We start from the raw sequence: 17364 nt of genomic DNA, 5'->3' as shown, positions 1-17364 counted from the left end.
CACCCGGTCACGACTTCGTGTGCGTCCTTCCCGGTCCCCCTCGCGGCCCGCCTCACCGGGCCGACCGTCGCCACGGAGCACAACCATGAGCCGTTACGCCGCCCCGCTGGGCTTCACCCTCGCCGCCGTCTGGGTGGCGGTCCTGTTCGTGCTGGCCGGCGGCGGTCACTGACCACCGCCGGCCCGGCCCGGCTCAGATCAGGCGGGACGTCCAGAGCAGACTCAGCGCCCCGGCGCAGAGCGCCAGCAGCAACGCCACCCCCGCGTACCACTGGGTGATCTCGCGCGGCTCCGTGCGGTAGCCGATCGAGCTGCCCATGTCCTGGTAGACCTGCTTCAGCTCGGCCACCGACGCGGCCTCGTAGAAGAAGCCCTGGGTGGTCTCCGCGAGCTGGGACAGCGCGGTGCGGTCCACCGGCACCCGTTGGAGCTGGCCGCCGATGTCCACCTGGCCCGAGTCGGTGCCGAACGCGATGGTGGAGACCGGCACGTTGGCCGCCTGCGCCGCGGCGGCCGCCTCCTCCACCGAACGGCCCGACGTGCGGTAGCCGTCGGAGAGCAGCACGATCCGGGCCGGCGGGATGCCGGCGGCGCCGTCGGCCGGCACCGACCGGATCGCCTCCAGGCAGGTGAACACCGCCTCCCCGGTGGCGGTCGCCTCGGCCAGCACCAGCCCGTCGATGGCGGTGGTCACCGCCCCCCGGTCCTTCGTCGGCGGCACCAGCACGTTCGCCGACTTGGCGAACGAGACCAGCCCCAGGTTGTAGCTCTCCGGCAGCTCGCCGACGAACTGCTTGGCCGCCTCCTGCGCGGCCTCCAGCCGGTTCGGCGCCACGTCGTCGGCCTGCATGGACAGCGACACGTCGATGGCGAGCATCACGGTGGCCCGTTCCAGCGGCTCCCGGGTGTCGACCGCCGGCCGGGCCAGCCCGGTGGCCAGCACCAGCAGGCAGAGCAGGAACGCGGTCGCCGCCGCGTGCCGCCGCCAGCCGAGGCCCTTGGGCGCGACGGTACGCAGCAGGTCGACGTTGGTGAAGCGCAGCGCGTACTGCCGGCGGTGCAGCTGCCGCCAGACGTACGCGGCGGCGAGGGCGAGCACCGGCAGCACGGCCAGCAGCCACCACGGTTGCAGAAAACGGATCATCGGGTCGTCCCTCGGGTACGGGCGTGCCGCTGCGCGGCGACGAAACGCACCATGTCCAGCAGCCAGTCTCGGTCGGTACGCAGGCGCAGGTGGGCCGCGCCGGCGGCGCGCATCTCGGCGGCGATCGCCCCGCGCTGGGCGGCCGCCGCCTCGGCGTACCGGCGGCGCAGCCCCGGATCGGCGGTCTGCACCTCGTGCAGCTCCCCGGTCTCCGGATCGACCACCGGCAGCACCCCCACGTCGGGCAGTTCCAGTTCCCGCGGGTCGACCACCTCGACGGCCAGCACGTCGTGGCGGACCCGCAGCTTACGCAGCGGCCGGCCCCACTGCGCCGGCGGCGAGAGGAAGTCCGAGATCACCACCGCCACGCCGCGCCGCCGGGGCGGCCGGTTGAGCGCGTCCACCAGCGCGCCGAGGTCACTGCGCCCGGGCCGGATCTCGGTGCCGGCGACGGCGCGCAGCAGCCCCTGCGCCTCCTTGCGACCGGACCGGGCGGGCAGCCGCAGCAGCGTCCCCGGCCCACCGGCGGTCGCGCCGGTGCCGACCACCGCGCCGATCCGGTTGCCGCCGCGCACGGTGAGGTGGGCCAGCGCGGCCACCGCGGCGACCGCCACGTCCCGCTTGAGCCACCGCCCGGTGCCGAAGTCCAGGCTGGCGGACAGGTCGACCGCCAGCCACGTCTCCAGCTCGCGGTCGGCGACCGTACGCCGCACGTGCGGCATGGTGGTGCGAGCGGTCACCGGCCAGTCCATCCGGCGCACGTCGTCGCCGGGGCGGTACTCCCGGGACTCCCCCGCCTCGCTCCCCGGTCCGGGCAGCAGGCCGGCGTAGTCGCCCTGGAGCAACCCGTCCAGCTTGCGGGTGACCATGAGCTGGAGCCGGGCCAGCACGGCGCCCGAGCGCTCGCCGGTGACCGGGAGTCGGGTGGGCGGGGTCACGGGCGCGGCCCGGGCCACCCGTTGTGCGGCACGGCCGGCGGCGGTGTGGCCTGCTGGCGGGGCGCCACCGCGGGCAGCGGGATGGTCGACATCACCCGGTGCACGATGTGGTCGGCCGGCACGTCGTCGGCGAGCGCGTCGTAGCTGAGCACCAGCCGGTGGCGCAGGATGTCCGGCGCGATGTCCTGCACGTCCTGCGGCAGCGCGTAGTCCCGGCCGCGCAGCAGCGCCAACGCGCGGGTGGCCCGGACCAGGCCGAGCGAGGCGCGCGGGCTGGCGCCGTACTGGATGAGCTGGGCCACGTCGGGCATGCCGTGCTCGGCCGGGGCGCGGGTGGCCAGCACCAGCCGGACCGCGTAGTCGACCAGCGCGTTGTGCACGAAGACCTGGTCGGCCTTGCGTTGGAGCGCGATCAGGTCGGGGGTGTCGAACACCCGGGTCGGCTCGGGCGGGGCCACGCCCATCCGGTAGACGATCTCCCGTTCCTCGGCGTCGGTCGGGTAACCCACCACGATCTTCATGAGGAACCGGTCCCGCTGCGCCTCCGGCAGCGGATAGACGCCCTCCTGCTCGATCGGGTTCTGGGTGGCCATCACCAGGAACGGGTCGGGCACCCGGTGCGACTCGCCGCCGATGGAGACCTGCCGCTCGCTCATCACCTCGAGCAGCGCCGACTGCACCTTGGCCGGCGCCCGGTTGATCTCGTCGGCGAGCAGGAAGTTGACGAAGACCGGGCCCAGCTCGACGTCGAACTTCTCGCTGGACTGCCGGTAGATCCGGGTGCCCATGATGTCGGCGGGCACCAGGTCGGGGGTGAACTGGACCCGGGCGAAGGACCCGCCGACGACCCGGGCGAGCGTCTCCACGGCGAGCGTCTTCGCCACGCCGGGGACCCCTTCGAGCAGGCAGTGCCCCCGGGCCAGCAACGCGACGAACATCCGCTCGACCATCCGGTCCTGGCCGACGATCACCCGTTTGATCTCGAAGAGCGCCCGTTCCAGCAGCGTGGCGTCCTGCGCCGGGGTGGTGGCGACCGGGGGCGGCGCGTCCGGCATCGCCTCGGTCGGGTTCGGCACGTCGGGCGTGGTCGGCTGGGCCACCGGTCCTCCACAGCTGGGTCGTCGTCGCGGTGTGGTGCGTGTCAAGACTGTCATGCCTCGCTGAGAGCCGAGGGCGGGAGAGGCACGATTTTCGCCGCGCCGTCGGAGTCCGGCGGAAAACGCTGAACACGGGTGGACAACAAGGGGTCCGGCGCGTGTACGATTCACCCCGTCGCCGGGCGGCTCCCCCCGTGGCCGCCCGGCGCTAAAACTTCCCGGCGTGCGGCCCTAGACTCGCCCCGGTGACCACTCCCCGCCCTGATGAAGCGCCGATCTGCTCGGCGCGGGGGTGTCGTGCCCCCGCGGTGTTCCAGTTGCGCTGGCGGAACCCTCGCCTGCACGCCCCCGACCGGCGCAAGACGTGGCTGGCCTGCCCGGCGCACCGCACGTCACTGGGTGACTTCCTCGACGCGCGCGGCTTCCTGCGCGAGGTGGTGCCGCTGCCCGGATCGCCTACGCTCGAATCGTGAGCGCGCAGACGATCGGATCCCACGCCGCCGGCGGACGCGGCGGTTCCCCCCGGTGAGCGCCGACGGCCTCGCCGGCCGGCCGGCGACCCCGTCCGGCCCGTTGGAGCCCTGGCCGGACACGGTCCGCTGGCAGCCGATCTCCCGCGACCTGATCTGGGTGGAGCTGATCCGGCTCGGCATCGGTCTCGCCGTGTCGCTGGTGGTGCTGGGCACGGCCTGGGCGCTCTCCGGGCACTGGCTGCTCGGCGCCGCCGTCGGTGTGGCGCTGCTGCTGTCCGCCTGGCGGGCGATCACCATCGTGCGCGCGGTCCGCGCCTGGGGGTACGCCGAGCGCGCCGACGACCTGCTGGTGCGCCACGGCCTGCTGGTGCGGCGGCTCTCCATCGTCCCGTATTCGAGGATGCAGTTCGTCGACGTGAGCGCCGGTCCGCTGGAGCGCGCCTTCGACCTGGCCACCGTGCAACTGCACACGGCCGCGGCGGCCAGCGACGCCCGGGTGCCCGGCCTGCGCCCGGCCGAGGCGTCCCGGCTGCGCGACCGGCTCACCGCCCTGGGCGAGGACCGGGCGGAGGGCCTGTGACGGTCAGCGACGGCGATCCGGGTTCCGGCGCGCCGCCGCCCCGGGCGGAACAGCCGGTTCCGCCGCCCGGGGCGTGGGTGCCGGCGCCGTGGGGACCGCCGGTCGGGGAGGAGCCACGGCAGCGGCTGCACCCGTTGAGCCCCGCATTGCACGGCGCGAAGTCGCTGGTCGTGGTGATCGCCGGGCTCTCCTGGTCGACCCTGTCCCGGGTCGGGTTCGGCTGGTTCGCCGCGTTGGTCGCGGTCTTCGTCCTCGGCGCCACCGTGCTGTCCGTGGTGAGTTGGTGGAACACCGGCTACCACGTGGTGGGGCGGGAGCTGCGGGTGCACGAGGGGCTGCTGTGGCGGCGTACCCGGGCCATCCCGTTGGAGCGGTTGCAGGCGGTGGAGGTGGTCCGGCCGCTGCTGGCCCAGCTCACCGGCCTGGCGGAGCTGCGGCTGGAGGTGGTCGGCGGCGGCAAGACCGAGGCGCCGCTGGCCTACCTCGGGGTGGCCGAGGCCGCCGCGTTGCGGCAGCGGCTGCTCTCCGTGGCCGGCCGCGCCCCGGCGCCCACGCCGGCCACCGTCGGCGCGTCGCCCGCGCCCGCGCCGGCCGGTCGGCGGCTGCACGCGGTACGCAATCAGGATCTGCTGGTCAGCCAACTGCTCACGCCGCAGGCGTTCCTGCTGCCGTTCGGCCTGGCGTTCGTGGTGGGGCAGTTCCTGTCCGAGGGTTCGTGGTCGTTCATCGCGGTGGCCAGCACGCTGACCGCGATGGCCGGGGTGCTGCTGCAACCGATCCGCCGGGTGCTCGACGACTGGGGCTTCCGGCTGGACGCCGACGGCGACCTGCTCCGGGTGCACAACGGGCTGCTGGAGACGCGGGTGCAGACCGTGCCGCTGCACCGGGTGCAGACCGTCGGGGTGACCTGGCCGCTGCTCTGGCGGGTCAAGGGCTGGTTGCGGCTGCGGCTGGAGGTGGCCGGCTACTCGGCCGGCGAGCCGGACGACCGGAACCGCCCGGACCGGCTGCTGCCGGTCGGCGACGCCGGCACCGGCGAGCGGGTGGTGGCGGAGGTGCTGCCCGGCGTACGGCTGGACGCGCTGCCCGACACCCCGCCGCCCCGCCGGGCCCGCTGGCTGCGCCCGCTGAGCCGGGCGGTGGTCGGCGCCGGTCTCGACGAGCGGGTCTTCGTGGCCCGTTCCGGGCTGTTGACGCGCTCGGTGACGCTGGTGCCGTACGCCCGGATCCAGAGCGTGCGGGTCACCCAGGGGCCGGCGCAGCGGCGGCTGCGGCTGGCCACCGTGCACGCCGACACCGCCGGCGGGGCCGGGGCGGCGGCGGTCGACCGGGACCTGGCCGACGCGTGGGAGCTGGCCGCGGAGCTGACCGCGCGGGCGCAGGCCGCGCGCCGTTCCGACCGTTCCGCGTAAGGAAGGGCCCCCGCTTAACGCATTCGGTAGAGGCGGGGCCCCTTCTTAACCACGCCGGGGGTCAGCGGCGTTCGGCGGGGACCGCGTCGCGGTCGCCCGCGCCCTCGGCGTCCGGCCCGGCGGGGGGCGCGGTGACGCCGGTCACGGCGGACGGCGTCGGATCCCGGCGGGCCCGTCGCGTCCGCCACCAGCGCTCGGCCAGGCCGACCACCAGGAACGTCATGCCCACGTACGCCCAGCCGACCAGCACGTCGATCAGGTAGTGCTCGCCGCTGTACATCAGCGTGAACGTCATGGCCAGCGGGTACGCCAGCAGCAGCGGCCACCACCGCTTGCGCACCGAGCGCAGGAAGAACAGCACCACGAACAGCGCGAACGCGGTGTGCAGCGACGGCATGGCGGCCACCGGGTTGGAGGCGATCTGCCCGGCGTTGAGCAGGTTGCCCGCGCCGTGCATGCCGATCTCCTTCCAGCCCCGGGTGGAGATCCGGGCCACCTCGGTGAGCAGCCCGTTCTGGGCCGCCCACCACGGCGGGGCGGCCGGGTAGACGAAGTAGGTGACCAGCCCGGCCGCGCACAGGAAACCCCACCGGGCCATGTACCCGAGCCAGCGCTGCCGGTTGCGCATCCAGAGCACCGCGGCGGCGGCCAGCGTGGCCACGAAGTGCGAGAAGTAGATCCAGCTCACCAGCACGTCCCACCAGCGCACCTGGCTCGGGTCGTAGAGGTGCTGCTGGAGCCAGACGGTCGGCACCTCGCCGCCGGTGGCCCATCCGGTCAGGAACCGGTCGGCGACGATCAGCTCCATGGCGTGCGGGGTCGCGCCGTTGTCGGCGAACCCGCGGGACAGGTTGTACGCGGCGAGCAGCAGCACCACCGGGATCCAGTCCCGGGCGAAGCGCAGGTGGCTGCGCCACGGCCGGTTCGAGTTCCACGCGACGGTGCCGGCCCAGATCCACAGGAACGCGTACGCCGGGTCGGTGGGCAGGCCGATGGCGAGCCAGGCGGCCACGAAGGCGACACCCCAGACGGCCATCGCGATCACCCGACGGCGCCCGCCGTCGGGGGACGCGGTCGGTCCGGCGGGGGCGGGGGGCGGGGGGTCTGTCAGCACGGCCATCGCCGACAAGGTTAACGGCGGGCGACGGGACCGCCGACGCCGACCGTCCGGGACCGGTGCGGGCGGCCACCCGGACGCGGTACGGCCCCGACCACGCTGCACTAGGCTCGGCCGCATGCAGGAGCAGTCGGAGTCGCCCTTCACGCCGGGCCTGACCGCCCGGGTCGAGCTGACCGTGACCGCCGCGGACACCGCCGAGGCGGTGGGTTCGGGGGACGTGCCGGTGCTCGCCACGCCCCGGGTGGTGGCGCTGGCCGAGGCGGCGACCGTGGCGGCCGTCGCGGCCCGGCTGCCGGCCGGCTCCACCACGGTCGGGGTCCGGGTCGAGTTGGAGCACCGGACGGCCACCCCGGTCGGGCGGACCGTGGCCGCCCATGCCGAGCTGGTGAAGGTGGACGGCCGCCGGCTGGTCTTCGAGGTGACAGTCACGGACGGGCCCGCGGTGGCCGCGCAGGGGCGGGTGGAGCGGGCGTTGGTCGACCGGCAGCGCTTCGTCGAGCGGGCCGTGCGCGCGTCATGACCGTCCGTTTCGCGGAGATCGCCGCCGGCGTGCACCTGCTGCGCGAGCCGCTGCTGCGGGTCAACGTGGTGCTGGTGGTCGGTGACGGCGCGGCGCTGCTGGTGGACACGCTCTCCACCGCCGGCCAGGCGCGGGAGCTGGCGTCGGCCGCCCGGGCGGTGACGCCGCACCCGTGGACGATCGTCAACACCCACCACCACTTCGACCACTGCTTCGGCAACGCCACGCTGGCCGCCAGGCCGGGCACCGCGGTGTACGCGCACGCCCAGGCCGTGGCGGTGTTGCGCGACCAGCCCGACGAGCTGCGCCGGGCGGCGTACGAGGAGATGCGCGGCGAGCAGCCGGCGCTGGCCGAGGAGCTGGCGCGCACCGAGCTGCGGGCGCCGACGCACGAGGTCCACGAGGAGATGGTGCTGGACGTCGGCGGGCGGCGGGTGGTGCTGCGCCATCCCGGGCACGGGCACACCGACGCCGACCTGGTGGTGCACGTGCCGGACGCGGACGTGCTGGTGGCGGGCGACCTGGTGGAGCAGAGCGGGCCGCCGGCGTTCGAGGAGTCGTACCCGTTGCAGTGGCCGGACGCGGTGGCGGACCTGCTGCGGCTGACCACGCCGGCCACCGTGGTGGTGCCGGGCCACGGTGAGCCGGTCGACGTGGCGTTCGTGCGCGAGCAGCACGCCCGGCTCGCCCGGCAGGCGTGGCTGATCCGGGCCGGTCACACCGGCAGCGCCCCGCCGGAGCGGGTGGCGGCGGAGTCGCCGTTCGGCGCCCGGCCGGGCCTGATCGCGGCCCGGCGCGGCTACGCCGAACTCGACGGCACGGCCTGAGCTGGTCCGCCGGCCCGGTCCGGGGCGGCGCGCAGCGCGGTGAGCAGCGCGTCGAGGTGCCCGGCGGCGGCCAGGACGGCCGTCCGGGCCGCGGGGTCCAGCTCGGCGAGGGCCTCGGTGAGCAGCGCGGCGCGGTGGACCTCGTGGTCGGCCATCCGCCGGCGGGCGGCCTCGGTGAGGCGCAGCCGGACCACCCGGCGGTCGGCGGGGTCGCGGTCGCGGTCCAGCAGCCCGGCGTCGGTGAGGTCGCGGACCAGCGTGCTGACCGTGTTGGGCGCGGTGCCGAGCCGCCGGGCCACCTCCTTGCCGCTGATTCCGGGCGTGGCCCGGACCAGCAGGAGGACCTCCACCTGCGCCTCGGGCAGTGGCTCCCGGTCGGCGCGGGCGACGGTCCGGCGGCGCAGCAGCCGGTGCAGCTCCCCGAGCCCCGCCCCGAACCGCGCGATCTCCTCGTCGGTCGCCACGGAGTCACCTGCTTCACATCGCAATAGTTCTGACTACAGAGATAAGGTAACTCGGACCACCGGATCCAGGGGGACCTCTCGTGCGCCAGACCGTGCGGACCGCCGCGCGCCCACCCGTCGACCGACCCGCCGGGCGGGGCGGTGGCGTGAGCCTGCTGGTGCTGCTCGGCACGCTCACCGCGGTCGGCCCGCTCTCGCTGGACATGTACCTGCCGGCGTTCCCGGCGATGACCCGCGAGCTGGGCGCCGACCAGGCCGGCATCCAGCTCTCGCTGACCACCTGCCTGATCGGCCTGGCGCTGGGCCAACTCGTCACCGGCCCGCTCAGCGACCGCTGGGGGCGACGCCGGCCGGTCCTGGTCGGCGTCGTCGCGTACGCCGTGCTGGCGCTGGCCTGCGCCGCGGCGCCGAGCGCCCCGCTGCTGGCCGCCGCGCGGTTCGCCCAGGGGCTGGCCGGCGGCATGGGCATCGTGGTGGCCCGCGCGATCGTCCGCGACCTCTACTCCGGCCGGGACGCCGCGAAGTACTTCTCCCGGCTCACCCTGGTCTTCGGGGTGGCGCCGGTGGCCGCGCCGAGCGTCGGCAGCCTGGTGCTCCGGTTCGGCTCCTGGCGGACGATCTTCCTCACCCTGGCCGTCATCGGGGTGCTGCTCGCCGTCGCGGTCGCGCTGCGCCTGCCGGAGACGCTGCCGCCCGAGCGCCGCAGCACCGGCGGCCTCGCCGCCACCGCGCGGACCATGCGGTCGCTGGCCGCCGACCGGGTCTACCTCGGGTACGCGCTGACCCAAGGCTTCGCGTTCGCCGGCCTGTTCGCGTACATCTCGGGGTCGTCGTTCGTGTTCCAGGACGTCTTCGGTGTCTCGGCGGCCGTGTTCGGCGTGGTCTTCGGCGTCAACGCGCTCGCGCTGGTGGCCACCGGTCAGGCGAACGCCCGACTGCTCGACCGGTTCAGCCCGCGCCGGCTGCTGGTCACCACGCTCGTGGTCAGCCTGGCCGCCGCGCTCGGCGTGCTGACCGGCGCGCTCACCGGCAGCCTCGCCGTCACCGCGGTGGCGTTGTTCGCGTTCGTCGGCTCGCTGGGCATGGTGATGCCGAACAGCACCGCGCTGGCGCTGGACGCGCACGCCCGGCACGCCGGCACCGCCGCCGCGCTGATGGGCGGCCTCCAGTCGGTGGTCGGCGCGCTCGCCGCGCCCCTGGTCGGGCTCGGCGGCGAGGGCAGCGCCCTCCCGATGGCCACCGTCCTGGCCGGCGCCGCCGCCCTCTCCCTGACCGCCGTCCTCACCCTCACCCGCCGCCGGGCGGCGGCTGCGGGTTAGGCGGGGCCCCCTCCTCTACCGAATGCGTTAAGCGGGGCCCCCGCCTTTCACGCGAAGCGGGCCGCGACGGCGGCGCGGGTGGGCATCGCGGTGGCGCCACCGGGGGACTCGCAGACGACGGCAGCCACCCGCAGCGCGAACGCGACCCGGTCCCGCCAGCCGCGCGCGTCGGCCGGCTCGCCGGCGGCGAGCAACTCCGCCACCAGCGCGCCCATCACCGAGTCACCGGCGCCGGTGGCGTCGACCGCGTCGACCTTCGGCGCGGGCACGCGTACCACGTCGTCGGCGGCGGCGACCAGCGCGCCGTCCGCGCCGAGCGTGACCACGACGGTGGTCGCGCCCAGTTCCCGCAGGTACGCGGCGACGCCCTCGACCGGCTCGCCCGGGTAGAGCACCCGGGCGTCCGCACTGCTCAGCTTGACCAGGTGCGCCGCGGCGGCGAACTCGCCGACCACCCCGCGCAGCCCGTCCAGCGCGCCGGGCGCGGTGAGCAGGCTCGGGCGCACGTTCGGGTCGAACACGCGCAGCCCGCCGGCGATCGACCAGGCCCGACGCGCGGCGGCCAGCACCGGCGGGTCGAGCAGCACGATCGAGCCGCAGTAGAGCACGTCCGCGCCCTCGACCAGGGCCACGTCGAGGTCGTCCGGGCCGAGCAGGGCGTACGAGCGCGGCTCGCCGTAGAAGCGGAACTCCGGCTCGGGGCCGGCGAAGGTGGCCACGGCCAGCGCGGTCGGGGCCGACACCGTCACCGCCCCGGCCACGCCCACCCCGGCGTCGGTCAGGAAGGCACGGACCCGGCCGGCGAGCGCGTCGTCGCCGAGCGACCCGACGAACTGCACGTCCCCGCCGAGCCGGGCGATCGCCACCGACACGTTGAGCGGCCCGCCGCCGACCGCCTGCCGGTAGACGGGCGCCCCGTCGTGCTCGGCGTCGAGCAGGTCGACGAGCGCCTCGCCGAGCACCACCGCGTACCCCATCCTGGCTCCTCCCGGTTGTCCTCCCCCGATCCTGGCGCATGCCGGGACCCGGCGCGACGGAACCCCAGCCCATCGACGGGTGACTATTGCGTGCGACGGTCGGACGTGATGGGATTGCGCTGACGGGAGGGCGCGGTGGGCTGCCGCGCCGCCGGGTCGAGCCGACGCGAGGGGCATCCGCGGTCCGTGGCACGGGCCGCAGGCAGTGCGCGTTCCCCGACGGCCCCGGCCGCACGCCGACCGCCGGGCGCGGGCACCGCGATCGTCGCATCCGCTCGTCGCAGCGGGGCGGGCCGAGGGCGGGCCGCTCCGCGAGTCAGGAGATCCCCGTGCACCGATCCCGTACGGCCGCGCTCGTCACCGCGGCCCTCACCCTGGCCGTGGGCGCGTTCGCCCTGGCCAGCGGGCCCGACCCGGCCGCCGCGCACGGCGCGGCGATGACGCCGGGCGCCCGCACCTACCTGTGTTGGAAGGACGGCCTCACCGGCACCGGTGAGATCAAGCCGAACAACCCCGCCTGCGCGTCGGCGGTCGCCCAGAACGGGGCGAACTCGCTCTACAACTGGTTCAGCGTGCTGCGCTCCGACGCGGGCGGCCGGACCACCGGGTTCATCCCCGACGGCAAGCTGTGCAGCGGCGGCAACCCGAACTTCAGCGGCTACGACGCGGCCCGCAACGACTGGCCGGTCACGCACCTGACGGCCGGGCGGTCGATGGAGTTCCGTTACAGCAACTGGGCGCACCACCCGGGCACGTTCTACTTCTACGTCACCAAGGACAGCTGGAGCCCGACCCGGCCGCTGGCCTGGAGCGACCTGGAGGAGCAGCCGTTCCTCCAGGTGACCAACCCGCCGCAGAGCGGCGCGGTCGGCACCAACGACGGGCACTACTACTTCACCGGCACGCTGCCGACCAACAAGAGCGGCCGGCACATCATCTACTCGCGCTGGGTCCGCTCGGACAGCCAGGAGAACTTCTTCGGCTGCTCGGACGTGACGTTCGACGGCGGCAACGGCGAGGTGACCGGCATCGGCTCGGGCGGCAACCCCACCCCGACGCCGACGAACCCGACGCCGACGCCCACCAACCCCACGCCGACGCCCACCACCCCGACGCCGACGCCGACCAGCCCCACGCCGACGCCGACCATGCCGGCCGGCAACTGCATGGCGGTCTACAAGGTGGTCAGCGCCTGGGGCGGTGGCTTCCAGGGCGAGGTCATGATCATGAACCACAGCACCCGGACGTACAGCGGGTGGACCGCGAGCTGGACCTGGCCCAGCGGCCAGACCATCAACCAGGTGTGGAACGGCACGCTGAGCGGCAGCGGGGCGTCGGTGACGGTCACCAACGCCGCCTACAACGGCAGTGTCGCGCCGGAGGGCACCACCACGTTCGGCTTCACCGCGAACTTCTCGGGCCAGAACACCCTGCCCACGGTCACCTGCACCGGTCGGTGACACCGCGGTAGCGAAGGGCCCCCGGCAGCTCGCCGGGGGCCCTTCGACACGCCTGGATCAGCGGACCATGCTGCCCACGACCGGCTTGGTGAGCAGCGCCGACTGGTTGCGCTGGATGCCCGGGTCGAGCGTCTTCGCCACGAAGATCGCGTGCCAGACGCAGAAGATCAGCACGGTCCACACCTTGCGGGAGTGGTCGGCCTCCTCCCGCTTGTGCTCGTCGAGCAGGCGCATCGCGTACGACAGGTCGATCAGGTCGCCCGCGCCGGAGGTGGCCAGCACGTGCCGGGCCCACTCGTACATCTCGCCGCGCAGCCAGACCCGGGTCGGGGTGGGGAAGCCCAGCTTCTTGCGGTTGACGATGGCCGGCGGCACGACGCCCTGCAACGCCTGGCGCATGGCGTACTTGGTGGCCTCGGAGCGCGGCGGGAGCTTCAGGTCGACCGGGATGCCGGCGGCGACGTTGAACACCTCCCGGTCCAGGAACGGCACCCGGACCTCCAGCGAGTGCGCCATCGAGATCCGGTCCGCCTTGACCAGGATGTCGCCGCGCAGCCAGGTGTAGAGGTCGACGTACTGCATCTTGGTGACGTCGTCCAGCTCGGTGCACTCGGCGTAGATCGGCGCGGTCACGTCGGTGTAGCGCACCGAGGGGTCGTAGCGGCGCAGCAGGTGCTGCTTCTCCTCCTCGGTGAACATCCGGGCGTTGCCGTAGTAGCGCTGCTCGATCGGCGTGGTGCCGCGCTCCAGGAAGCTCTTGCCCTTGACGCCCTGCGGGATGGCCTTGGAGACGGCCCGCAGGCCCTTCTGCACGCCGTCCGGCAGACCGTTGACCGAGCTGAGCGAGAGCGGTTCCCGATAGATCGTGTAGCCGCCGAAGAACTCGTCCGCGCCCTCGCCGGAGAGCACCACGGTGACGTGCTCGGCGGCCTTCTTCGCCACGAAGTAGAGCGGCACCAGGGCCGGGTCGGCGACCGGGTCGTCCAGGTGCCAGACGATCTTCGGCAACGCGTCGATCATGTCCTGCGGCCCGATCTTGGTCGGGATGGTGGTCACGTCGAGGTGCCGGGCCGAGTCCTGGGCCACGTCGATCTCGGAGTAGCCGGGCACGTCGTACCCGACCGTGAAGGTGAGGATGTTCGGGTTGAACTCGCGGGCCAGCGCCACCACGGCGGTGGAGTCGATGCCGCTGGACAGGAACGAACCGACCGGCACGTCCGAACGCATGTGCATCCGGACGCTCTCCCGCAGCGTCTCCCGGATCTCGTGGTAGAGCTTCTGCTCGTCGGCGACCGGGGCCGGGCGGAACACCGGGCGGTACCAGCGGCGCACGTCGATCCGGCCGTCCGGGCTCCAGGTGAGGTACTCCCCCGACCCGATCCGGCTGATCCCCTTGTGCAGCGTGCCCGGCTCCGGGACGTACTGCAGGGTCAGGTAGTGGCTCAGGTTGGCGGTGTCGATCCCCGCGTCGCCCTGGTAGGCGGCGTGCGCGAACGGCAGCAACGCCTTCTTCTCGGAGGCCAGGTAGAGGCCGTCCTGGGTCTGGAGGTAGTGCAGCGGCTTGATGCCGAAGTAGTCGCGCGCGCCGAAGGCCCGCCGCTCCTGCCGGTCCCAGATCACGAACGCGAACATGCCGCGCAGCTTGGTGAGCACCTGCTCACCCCAGTAGTGGTAGCCGGCGACGATCACCTCGCCGTCGCCGTTGGTGGCGAACTGGGCGCCGTAGTCCCGGATCAGCTCGTCGCGCAGCTCGATGTAGTTGTAGATCTCGCCGTTGAAGGTGAGCAGGTAGCGACCGCCCGCGTAGGGCAGCGGCTCGTGGCTGAGCGCCACGTCGATGATCGCCAGCCGCTTGTGCGCGAACACGCCGTCCGCGTACCGGCCGGAGGCGTCGCCGACCACCTCGACCCCGGTCTCGTCCGGGCCACGGTGGTGCAGGCACTCCAGTGCGCCGGCGATGTGGTCGCGGTGGGCGGCGGCGTCGCCGCGCGCGCTGAAGAAGGCCAGGAGTCCGCACATGACGGCCATCTTTCCACGCGCCGGAAGGCGCCGTCGCGGCACCGCAGGCACTCCCCGCTCCCGGGTGCGCGGTACCGTCGGGACCAGCGATGGGGCTCAGGGAGGGGCAGATCATGGCCGAGGAGCGGACGCAGCAGGGCAAACCGGCGGACGGCACGGAGTCGCACGACCCCGACTTCCCGGAGGCGTTCCTGTCGTTCATGCGGCAGGGCTGGCGGGACACCGAGCTGCCGGTCACGCCCCGTCCGGAGGTGCCCAACCACGCCAAACGACGGGCCGCGCTGGCCGAGGCGTTCCCGGGCGAGACGCTTGTCATCCCCACCGGCACCGAGAAGGTCCGCGCCAACGACACCGAACACCGGTTCCGGCCGGGCAGCGACTTCGCGTACCTGACCGGCGACCTGGAGCCCGACAGCGTCCTCGTGCTGCGGCCGGGCGGCGAGGCCACGCTCTACATGCGGCAGCGGTCGTCCCGGGCCACCGACGAGTTCTTCCGCAGTCGCCACGGCGAGCTGTGGGTGGGCCGCCGGCCGACGCTGCGCGAGAAGTCGACCGAGCTGGGCCTGCCGACGGCCGATCTCAGCGAGCTGGACGCCGCCCTGGCCGAGCTGGCCCCGGGGCGCACCCGGGTGCTGCGCGGCTTCGACGCCCGGGTGGACGCCGCCGTGCGCCGGTACGACGGGACGCGGGCCGAGGGCCAGCCGGGCCGCGACCGGGAGCTGGCCATCGCGATCTCCGAGTTGAAGCTGGTCAAGGACGAGTGGGAGATCGCGCAGCTCCAGGAGGCGTGCGACGCCACGGTGCGCGGCTTCGAGGACGTGGCCCGGGCGCTGCCGGCCGACCGGCCGATCTCCGAGCGACTGCTGGAGGGGCTGTTCGCGCTGCGGGCCCGCCACGACGGCAACGACGTCGGCTACGGCTCGATCGTCGGGGCCGGCGAGCACGCCACGATCCTGCACTGGGTGCACAACCACGGCGCCACCCGGCCGGGTGACCTGCTGCTGATGGACATGGGCGTGGAGAACCGCAACCTCTACACCGCCGACGTCACCCGGGTACTGCCGGTCGACGGCCGGTTCACGCCGCTGCAACGCCAGGTCTACGACGCGGTGCACGCCGCCCAGCAGGCCGGCATCGACATGTGCAAGCCGGGCGTGGGGTTCCGCGACGTCCACCTGGCGTCGATGCGGGTGCTCGCCGAGGCCCTCAGGGACCTCGGGCTGCTGCCGGTGAGCGTGGACGAGGCGATGGACCCGGCCTCGACGGTCTACCGCCGCTGGACGCTGCACGGCACCAGCCACATGCTCGGCCTGGACGTGCACGACTGCGCGAACGCGCGCAAGGAGACCTACCGCGACGGGCCGCTCGGCGAGGGGTACGTGCTCACCGTCGAGCCCGGCCTCTACTTCCAGCCGGAGGACGAGCTGGTCCCCGAGGAGCTGCGCGGCATCGGCGTCCGGATCGAGGACGACATCCTGGTGACCGCGGACGGCCCGGTGAACCTCTCGGCCGGGCTGCCGCGCCGCTCGGACGAGGTGGAGACCTGGCTGGCCGAGCAGCGCGAGGCGGGCCCGCGCCTGCCGGGCTGATCCACCGACCGTTCGTGTCATCGGCCCCGTGACGCCTGCCGCGTCGCGGGGCCGATGCCGTCGGCGTCACAGCCATCCCTCAACGCCCTTTATGCGGGCTTTCTTCGGATACGCGCTCCTCGCGAGGATCCTTCTCCTACGGTGTCGATCAGGGGCTGCAACCGTTTTGTAGCCGTTCGTGCGGCCCATGGCGGTACGACCCGTTCGAGGAGACAGCGAAGGGTGGAAGGCGCGCATGTCCAACGACGTAACGACACCCGACGGCGGGGCGCCGATCGTGGCCCCGCCGGCGAACAGGCGGCGGGCGCTCTGGGTCGCCACCGGCGTGGCCGGGCTGACCGGCGTCGTCGGGCTGGCGGCGCTGGGTGGCCTCGCCGCCCGCAACGACGACAAGGCCGGCGATCCGGAACGGGTGGCGGAGAATCGCGCCGCCGCGCCGCGGGAGGCCGGCGACCACCCGCCCGCCGCCGACCCGAAGGATGGGGACGGGCCCGGCGGGGAGGGGCGAGACAGGGGTGAGTGGGGCGGCGAGGGCGACCACGGCAAGGCCCGCGAGGTCCCCTGCGACGACGACGCCCTGGTCGACGCGCTCGAACTGACCAACCGCGACCACGGCGGCACCCTCACGCTCGCCGAGAACTGCACCTACGAACTCGACGTCAAGGACCGCAAGGTCGGCGGCGGCCTGCCCGAGATCAAACAGGACGTCACCATCAAGGGCAACGGCTCCACCATCACCCGCGACGCCGAGGACACCTTCCGCATCTTCCGCGTCGCCGACGGCGGCCACCTCACCCTGAAGGACCTGACCGTCTCCGGTGGAAACGCCTCGGTGTCCGCGTACCCGGGTCGACCGGCGACGACGGGCCGGGCGGACGCGGACGGAGACCGGGGCGAGGGAGACGGCGGCGCGCTGCTGGTCGAGCGCGGCGGCAAGGCCCACCTCTGGCGGGTCGATCTCACCCGCAACAACGCCGAGCACGACGGCGGCGCGGTGGCCAACTTCGGCCGGGTGTGGCTCACCGACAGCACGGTCCGGCGAAACCACGCGCAGGGCGACGGTGGCGGCGTCTTCAACCGGGGCCTCCTCACGATCGAGAAGTCCCAGGTCGACGACAACACCGCCGGCGGCAGCGGCGGCGGCATCGCCAACGGCAACGACGTCGGCGTGCGGCACGGTACGGGCAGCACCGCGACGCCGACCGGTCCCGGCCGCGACCGCGGCATCGTGGAGATCGCCGGGGCGTGGGACGGCAAGGAGGGTGAGGGCTCCTCGCTGTCGGACAACCGCGCCGGGAAGAACGGCGGCGGGCTGTTCAGCAGCGGCGGATACGTCACCGTCTCCTTCACCCACATCACCGGCAACACCGCCTGCGAGAACGGCGGCGGCATCTACGCCGAGAACACCGACCTCGACCTCGACAA

At 74.0% G+C, this 17364-nt stretch carries 16 protein-coding genes; 9 read left to right on the top strand and 7 right to left on the bottom strand.

From position 1 onward, the window contains the following. Positions 1–193: 193 nt before the first annotated feature. The 3 genes from ACH495_RS30915 to ACH495_RS30905 are packed head-to-tail and all read right to left on the bottom strand — an operon-like array spanning position 194 to position 3182. Positions 194–1144, bottom strand: coding sequence for a VWA domain-containing protein (locus tag ACH495_RS30915; protein ID WP_396861248.1), 951 nt, complete (start codon positions 1142–1144; stop codon positions 194–196). Then, complete coding sequence (locus tag ACH495_RS30910) at positions 1141–2100, bottom strand: DUF58 domain-containing protein (protein ID WP_396861247.1); 960 nt, start codon at positions 2098–2100, stop codon at positions 1141–1143. Before ACH495_RS30910 ends, ACH495_RS30915 begins: the two co-directional genes overlap by 4 nt. Then, positions 2079–3182, bottom strand: a complete 1104-nt coding sequence (locus ACH495_RS30905) for an AAA family ATPase (RefSeq protein ID WP_396861246.1) — start codon at positions 3180–3182, stop codon at positions 2079–2081. Before ACH495_RS30905 ends, ACH495_RS30910 begins: the two co-directional genes overlap by 22 nt. Before the next feature lie 242 nt (positions 3183–3424). Here ACH495_RS30905 and ACH495_RS30900 point away from each other — a divergent pair, with 242 nt between their 5' ends. From ACH495_RS30900 to ACH495_RS30890, 3 genes are read left to right on the top strand one after another with little or no spacing between them, the layout of a single operon-like run. Then, positions 3425–3652, top strand: coding sequence for a hypothetical protein (locus tag ACH495_RS30900; protein ID WP_396861245.1), 228 nt, complete (start codon positions 3425–3427; stop codon positions 3650–3652). A 52-nt stretch (positions 3653–3704) separates the two neighbouring features. After that, entirely contained in the window at positions 3705–4232 is a 528-nt protein-coding gene (locus ACH495_RS30895; protein ID WP_396861244.1) for a PH domain-containing protein, read from the top strand. After that, positions 4229–5644, top strand: coding sequence for a PH domain-containing protein (locus ACH495_RS30890; RefSeq protein ID WP_396861243.1), 1416 nt, complete (start codon positions 4229–4231; stop codon positions 5642–5644). The genes ACH495_RS30895 and ACH495_RS30890 overlap by 4 nt, the downstream gene beginning before the upstream one ends. 61 nt (positions 5645–5705) lie before the next feature. On the opposite strand, the gene ACH495_RS30885 is transcribed toward ACH495_RS30890, so the two are convergent. Next, positions 5706–6764: a phosphatase PAP2 family protein gene (locus ACH495_RS30885; protein WP_396861242.1), complete on the bottom strand. Its 1059-nt coding sequence runs from the start codon at positions 6762–6764 to the stop codon at positions 5706–5708. A 115-nt stretch (positions 6765–6879) separates the two neighbouring features. Between ACH495_RS30885 and ACH495_RS30880 the strand changes: the two genes are divergently transcribed. Next, a complete protein-coding gene (locus tag ACH495_RS30880) occupies positions 6880–7284 on the top strand; it encodes a thioesterase family protein (protein WP_396861241.1) in 405 nt (134 codons plus the stop codon). After that, complete coding sequence (locus ACH495_RS30875; RefSeq protein ID WP_396861240.1) at positions 7281–8111, top strand: MBL fold metallo-hydrolase; 831 nt, start codon at positions 7281–7283, stop codon at positions 8109–8111. The genes ACH495_RS30880 and ACH495_RS30875 overlap by 4 nt, the downstream gene beginning before the upstream one ends. Here ACH495_RS30875 and ACH495_RS30870 read toward each other — a convergent pair. Further along, positions 8084–8575, bottom strand: a complete 492-nt coding sequence (locus ACH495_RS30870) for a MarR family winged helix-turn-helix transcriptional regulator (RefSeq protein ID WP_396861239.1) — start codon at positions 8573–8575, stop codon at positions 8084–8086. The genes ACH495_RS30875 and ACH495_RS30870 overlap by 28 nt on opposite strands. Before the next feature lie 80 nt (positions 8576–8655). On the opposite strand from ACH495_RS30870, the gene ACH495_RS30865 reads away from it, so the two are divergent. Further along, on the top strand, positions 8656–9894 hold the full coding sequence (locus ACH495_RS30865) for a multidrug effflux MFS transporter (protein WP_396861238.1): 1239 nt from the start codon (positions 8656–8658) through the stop codon (positions 9892–9894). A 47-nt stretch (positions 9895–9941) separates the two neighbouring features. On the opposite strand, the gene ACH495_RS30860 is transcribed toward ACH495_RS30865, so the two are convergent. Further along, the gene (locus ACH495_RS30860; RefSeq protein WP_396861237.1) at positions 9942–10871 is read right to left on the bottom strand and encodes a carbohydrate kinase; all 930 of its coding nucleotides are present in this window, start codon (positions 10869–10871) and stop codon (positions 9942–9944) included. A 329-nt stretch (positions 10872–11200) separates the two neighbouring features. Here ACH495_RS30860 and ACH495_RS30855 point away from each other — a divergent pair, with 329 nt between their 5' ends. After that, positions 11201–12331 (top strand): lytic polysaccharide monooxygenase, encoded by a 1131-nt coding sequence (locus ACH495_RS30855; RefSeq protein WP_396861236.1) that lies wholly within the window; start codon positions 11201–11203, stop codon positions 12329–12331. 57 nt (positions 12332–12388) lie between these two features. Here ACH495_RS30855 and asnB read toward each other — a convergent pair whose 3' ends face one another. Beyond that, positions 12389–14350: an asparagine synthase (glutamine-hydrolyzing) gene (gene asnB / locus ACH495_RS30850; protein ID WP_396861235.1), complete on the bottom strand. Its 1962-nt coding sequence runs from the start codon at positions 14348–14350 to the stop codon at positions 12389–12391. 113 nt (positions 14351–14463) lie between these two features. On the opposite strand from asnB, the gene ACH495_RS30845 reads away from it, so the two are divergent. Both ACH495_RS30845 and ACH495_RS30840 read left to right on the top strand, forming a co-directional pair. Continuing rightward, a complete protein-coding gene (locus ACH495_RS30845) occupies positions 14464–15939 on the top strand; it encodes an aminopeptidase P family protein (RefSeq protein WP_396861288.1) in 1476 nt (491 codons plus the stop codon). A 235-nt stretch (positions 15940–16174) separates the two neighbouring features. After that, positions 16175–17364, top strand: a 1190-nt coding sequence (locus ACH495_RS30840) for a hypothetical protein (protein ID WP_396861234.1), incomplete at its 3' end; no start/stop codon positions are given.

Origin of the sequence: Micromonospora sp. NPDC018662, from assembly GCF_044391475.1 — a bacterium.
Lineage (GTDB): Bacteria > Actinomycetota > Actinomycetes > Mycobacteriales > Micromonosporaceae > Micromonospora.
Note: the sequence above shows the minus strand (reverse complement) of the source record. Positions and strands in the feature narration are given on the sequence as shown.

What these genes read in the sequence shown, in the direction of transcription:
- ACH495_RS30875 (WP_396861240.1), top strand. Translation starts at nt 7,281, where the DNA reads ATGACCGTCCGTTTCGCGGAGATCGCCGCCGGCGTGCACCTGCTGCGC.
- asnB (WP_396861235.1), bottom strand. Translation starts at nt 14,350, where the DNA reads ATGTGCGGACTCCTGGCCTTCTTCAGCGCGCGCGGCGACGCCGCCGCC.
- ACH495_RS30915 (WP_396861248.1), bottom strand. Translation starts at nt 1,144, where the DNA reads ATGATCCGTTTTCTGCAACCGTGGTGGCTGCTGGCCGTGCTGCCGGTG.
- ACH495_RS30845 (WP_396861288.1), top strand. Translation starts at nt 14,464, where the DNA reads ATGGCCGAGGAGCGGACGCAGCAGGGCAAACCGGCGGACGGCACGGAG.
- ACH495_RS30860 (WP_396861237.1), bottom strand. Translation starts at nt 10,871, where the DNA reads ATGGGGTACGCGGTGGTGCTCGGCGAGGCGCTCGTCGACCTGCTCGAC.
- ACH495_RS30880 (WP_396861241.1), top strand. Translation starts at nt 6,880, where the DNA reads ATGCAGGAGCAGTCGGAGTCGCCCTTCACGCCGGGCCTGACCGCCCGG.
- ACH495_RS30885 (WP_396861242.1), bottom strand. Translation starts at nt 6,764, where the DNA reads ATGGCCGTGCTGACAGACCCCCCGCCCCCCGCCCCCGCCGGACCGACC.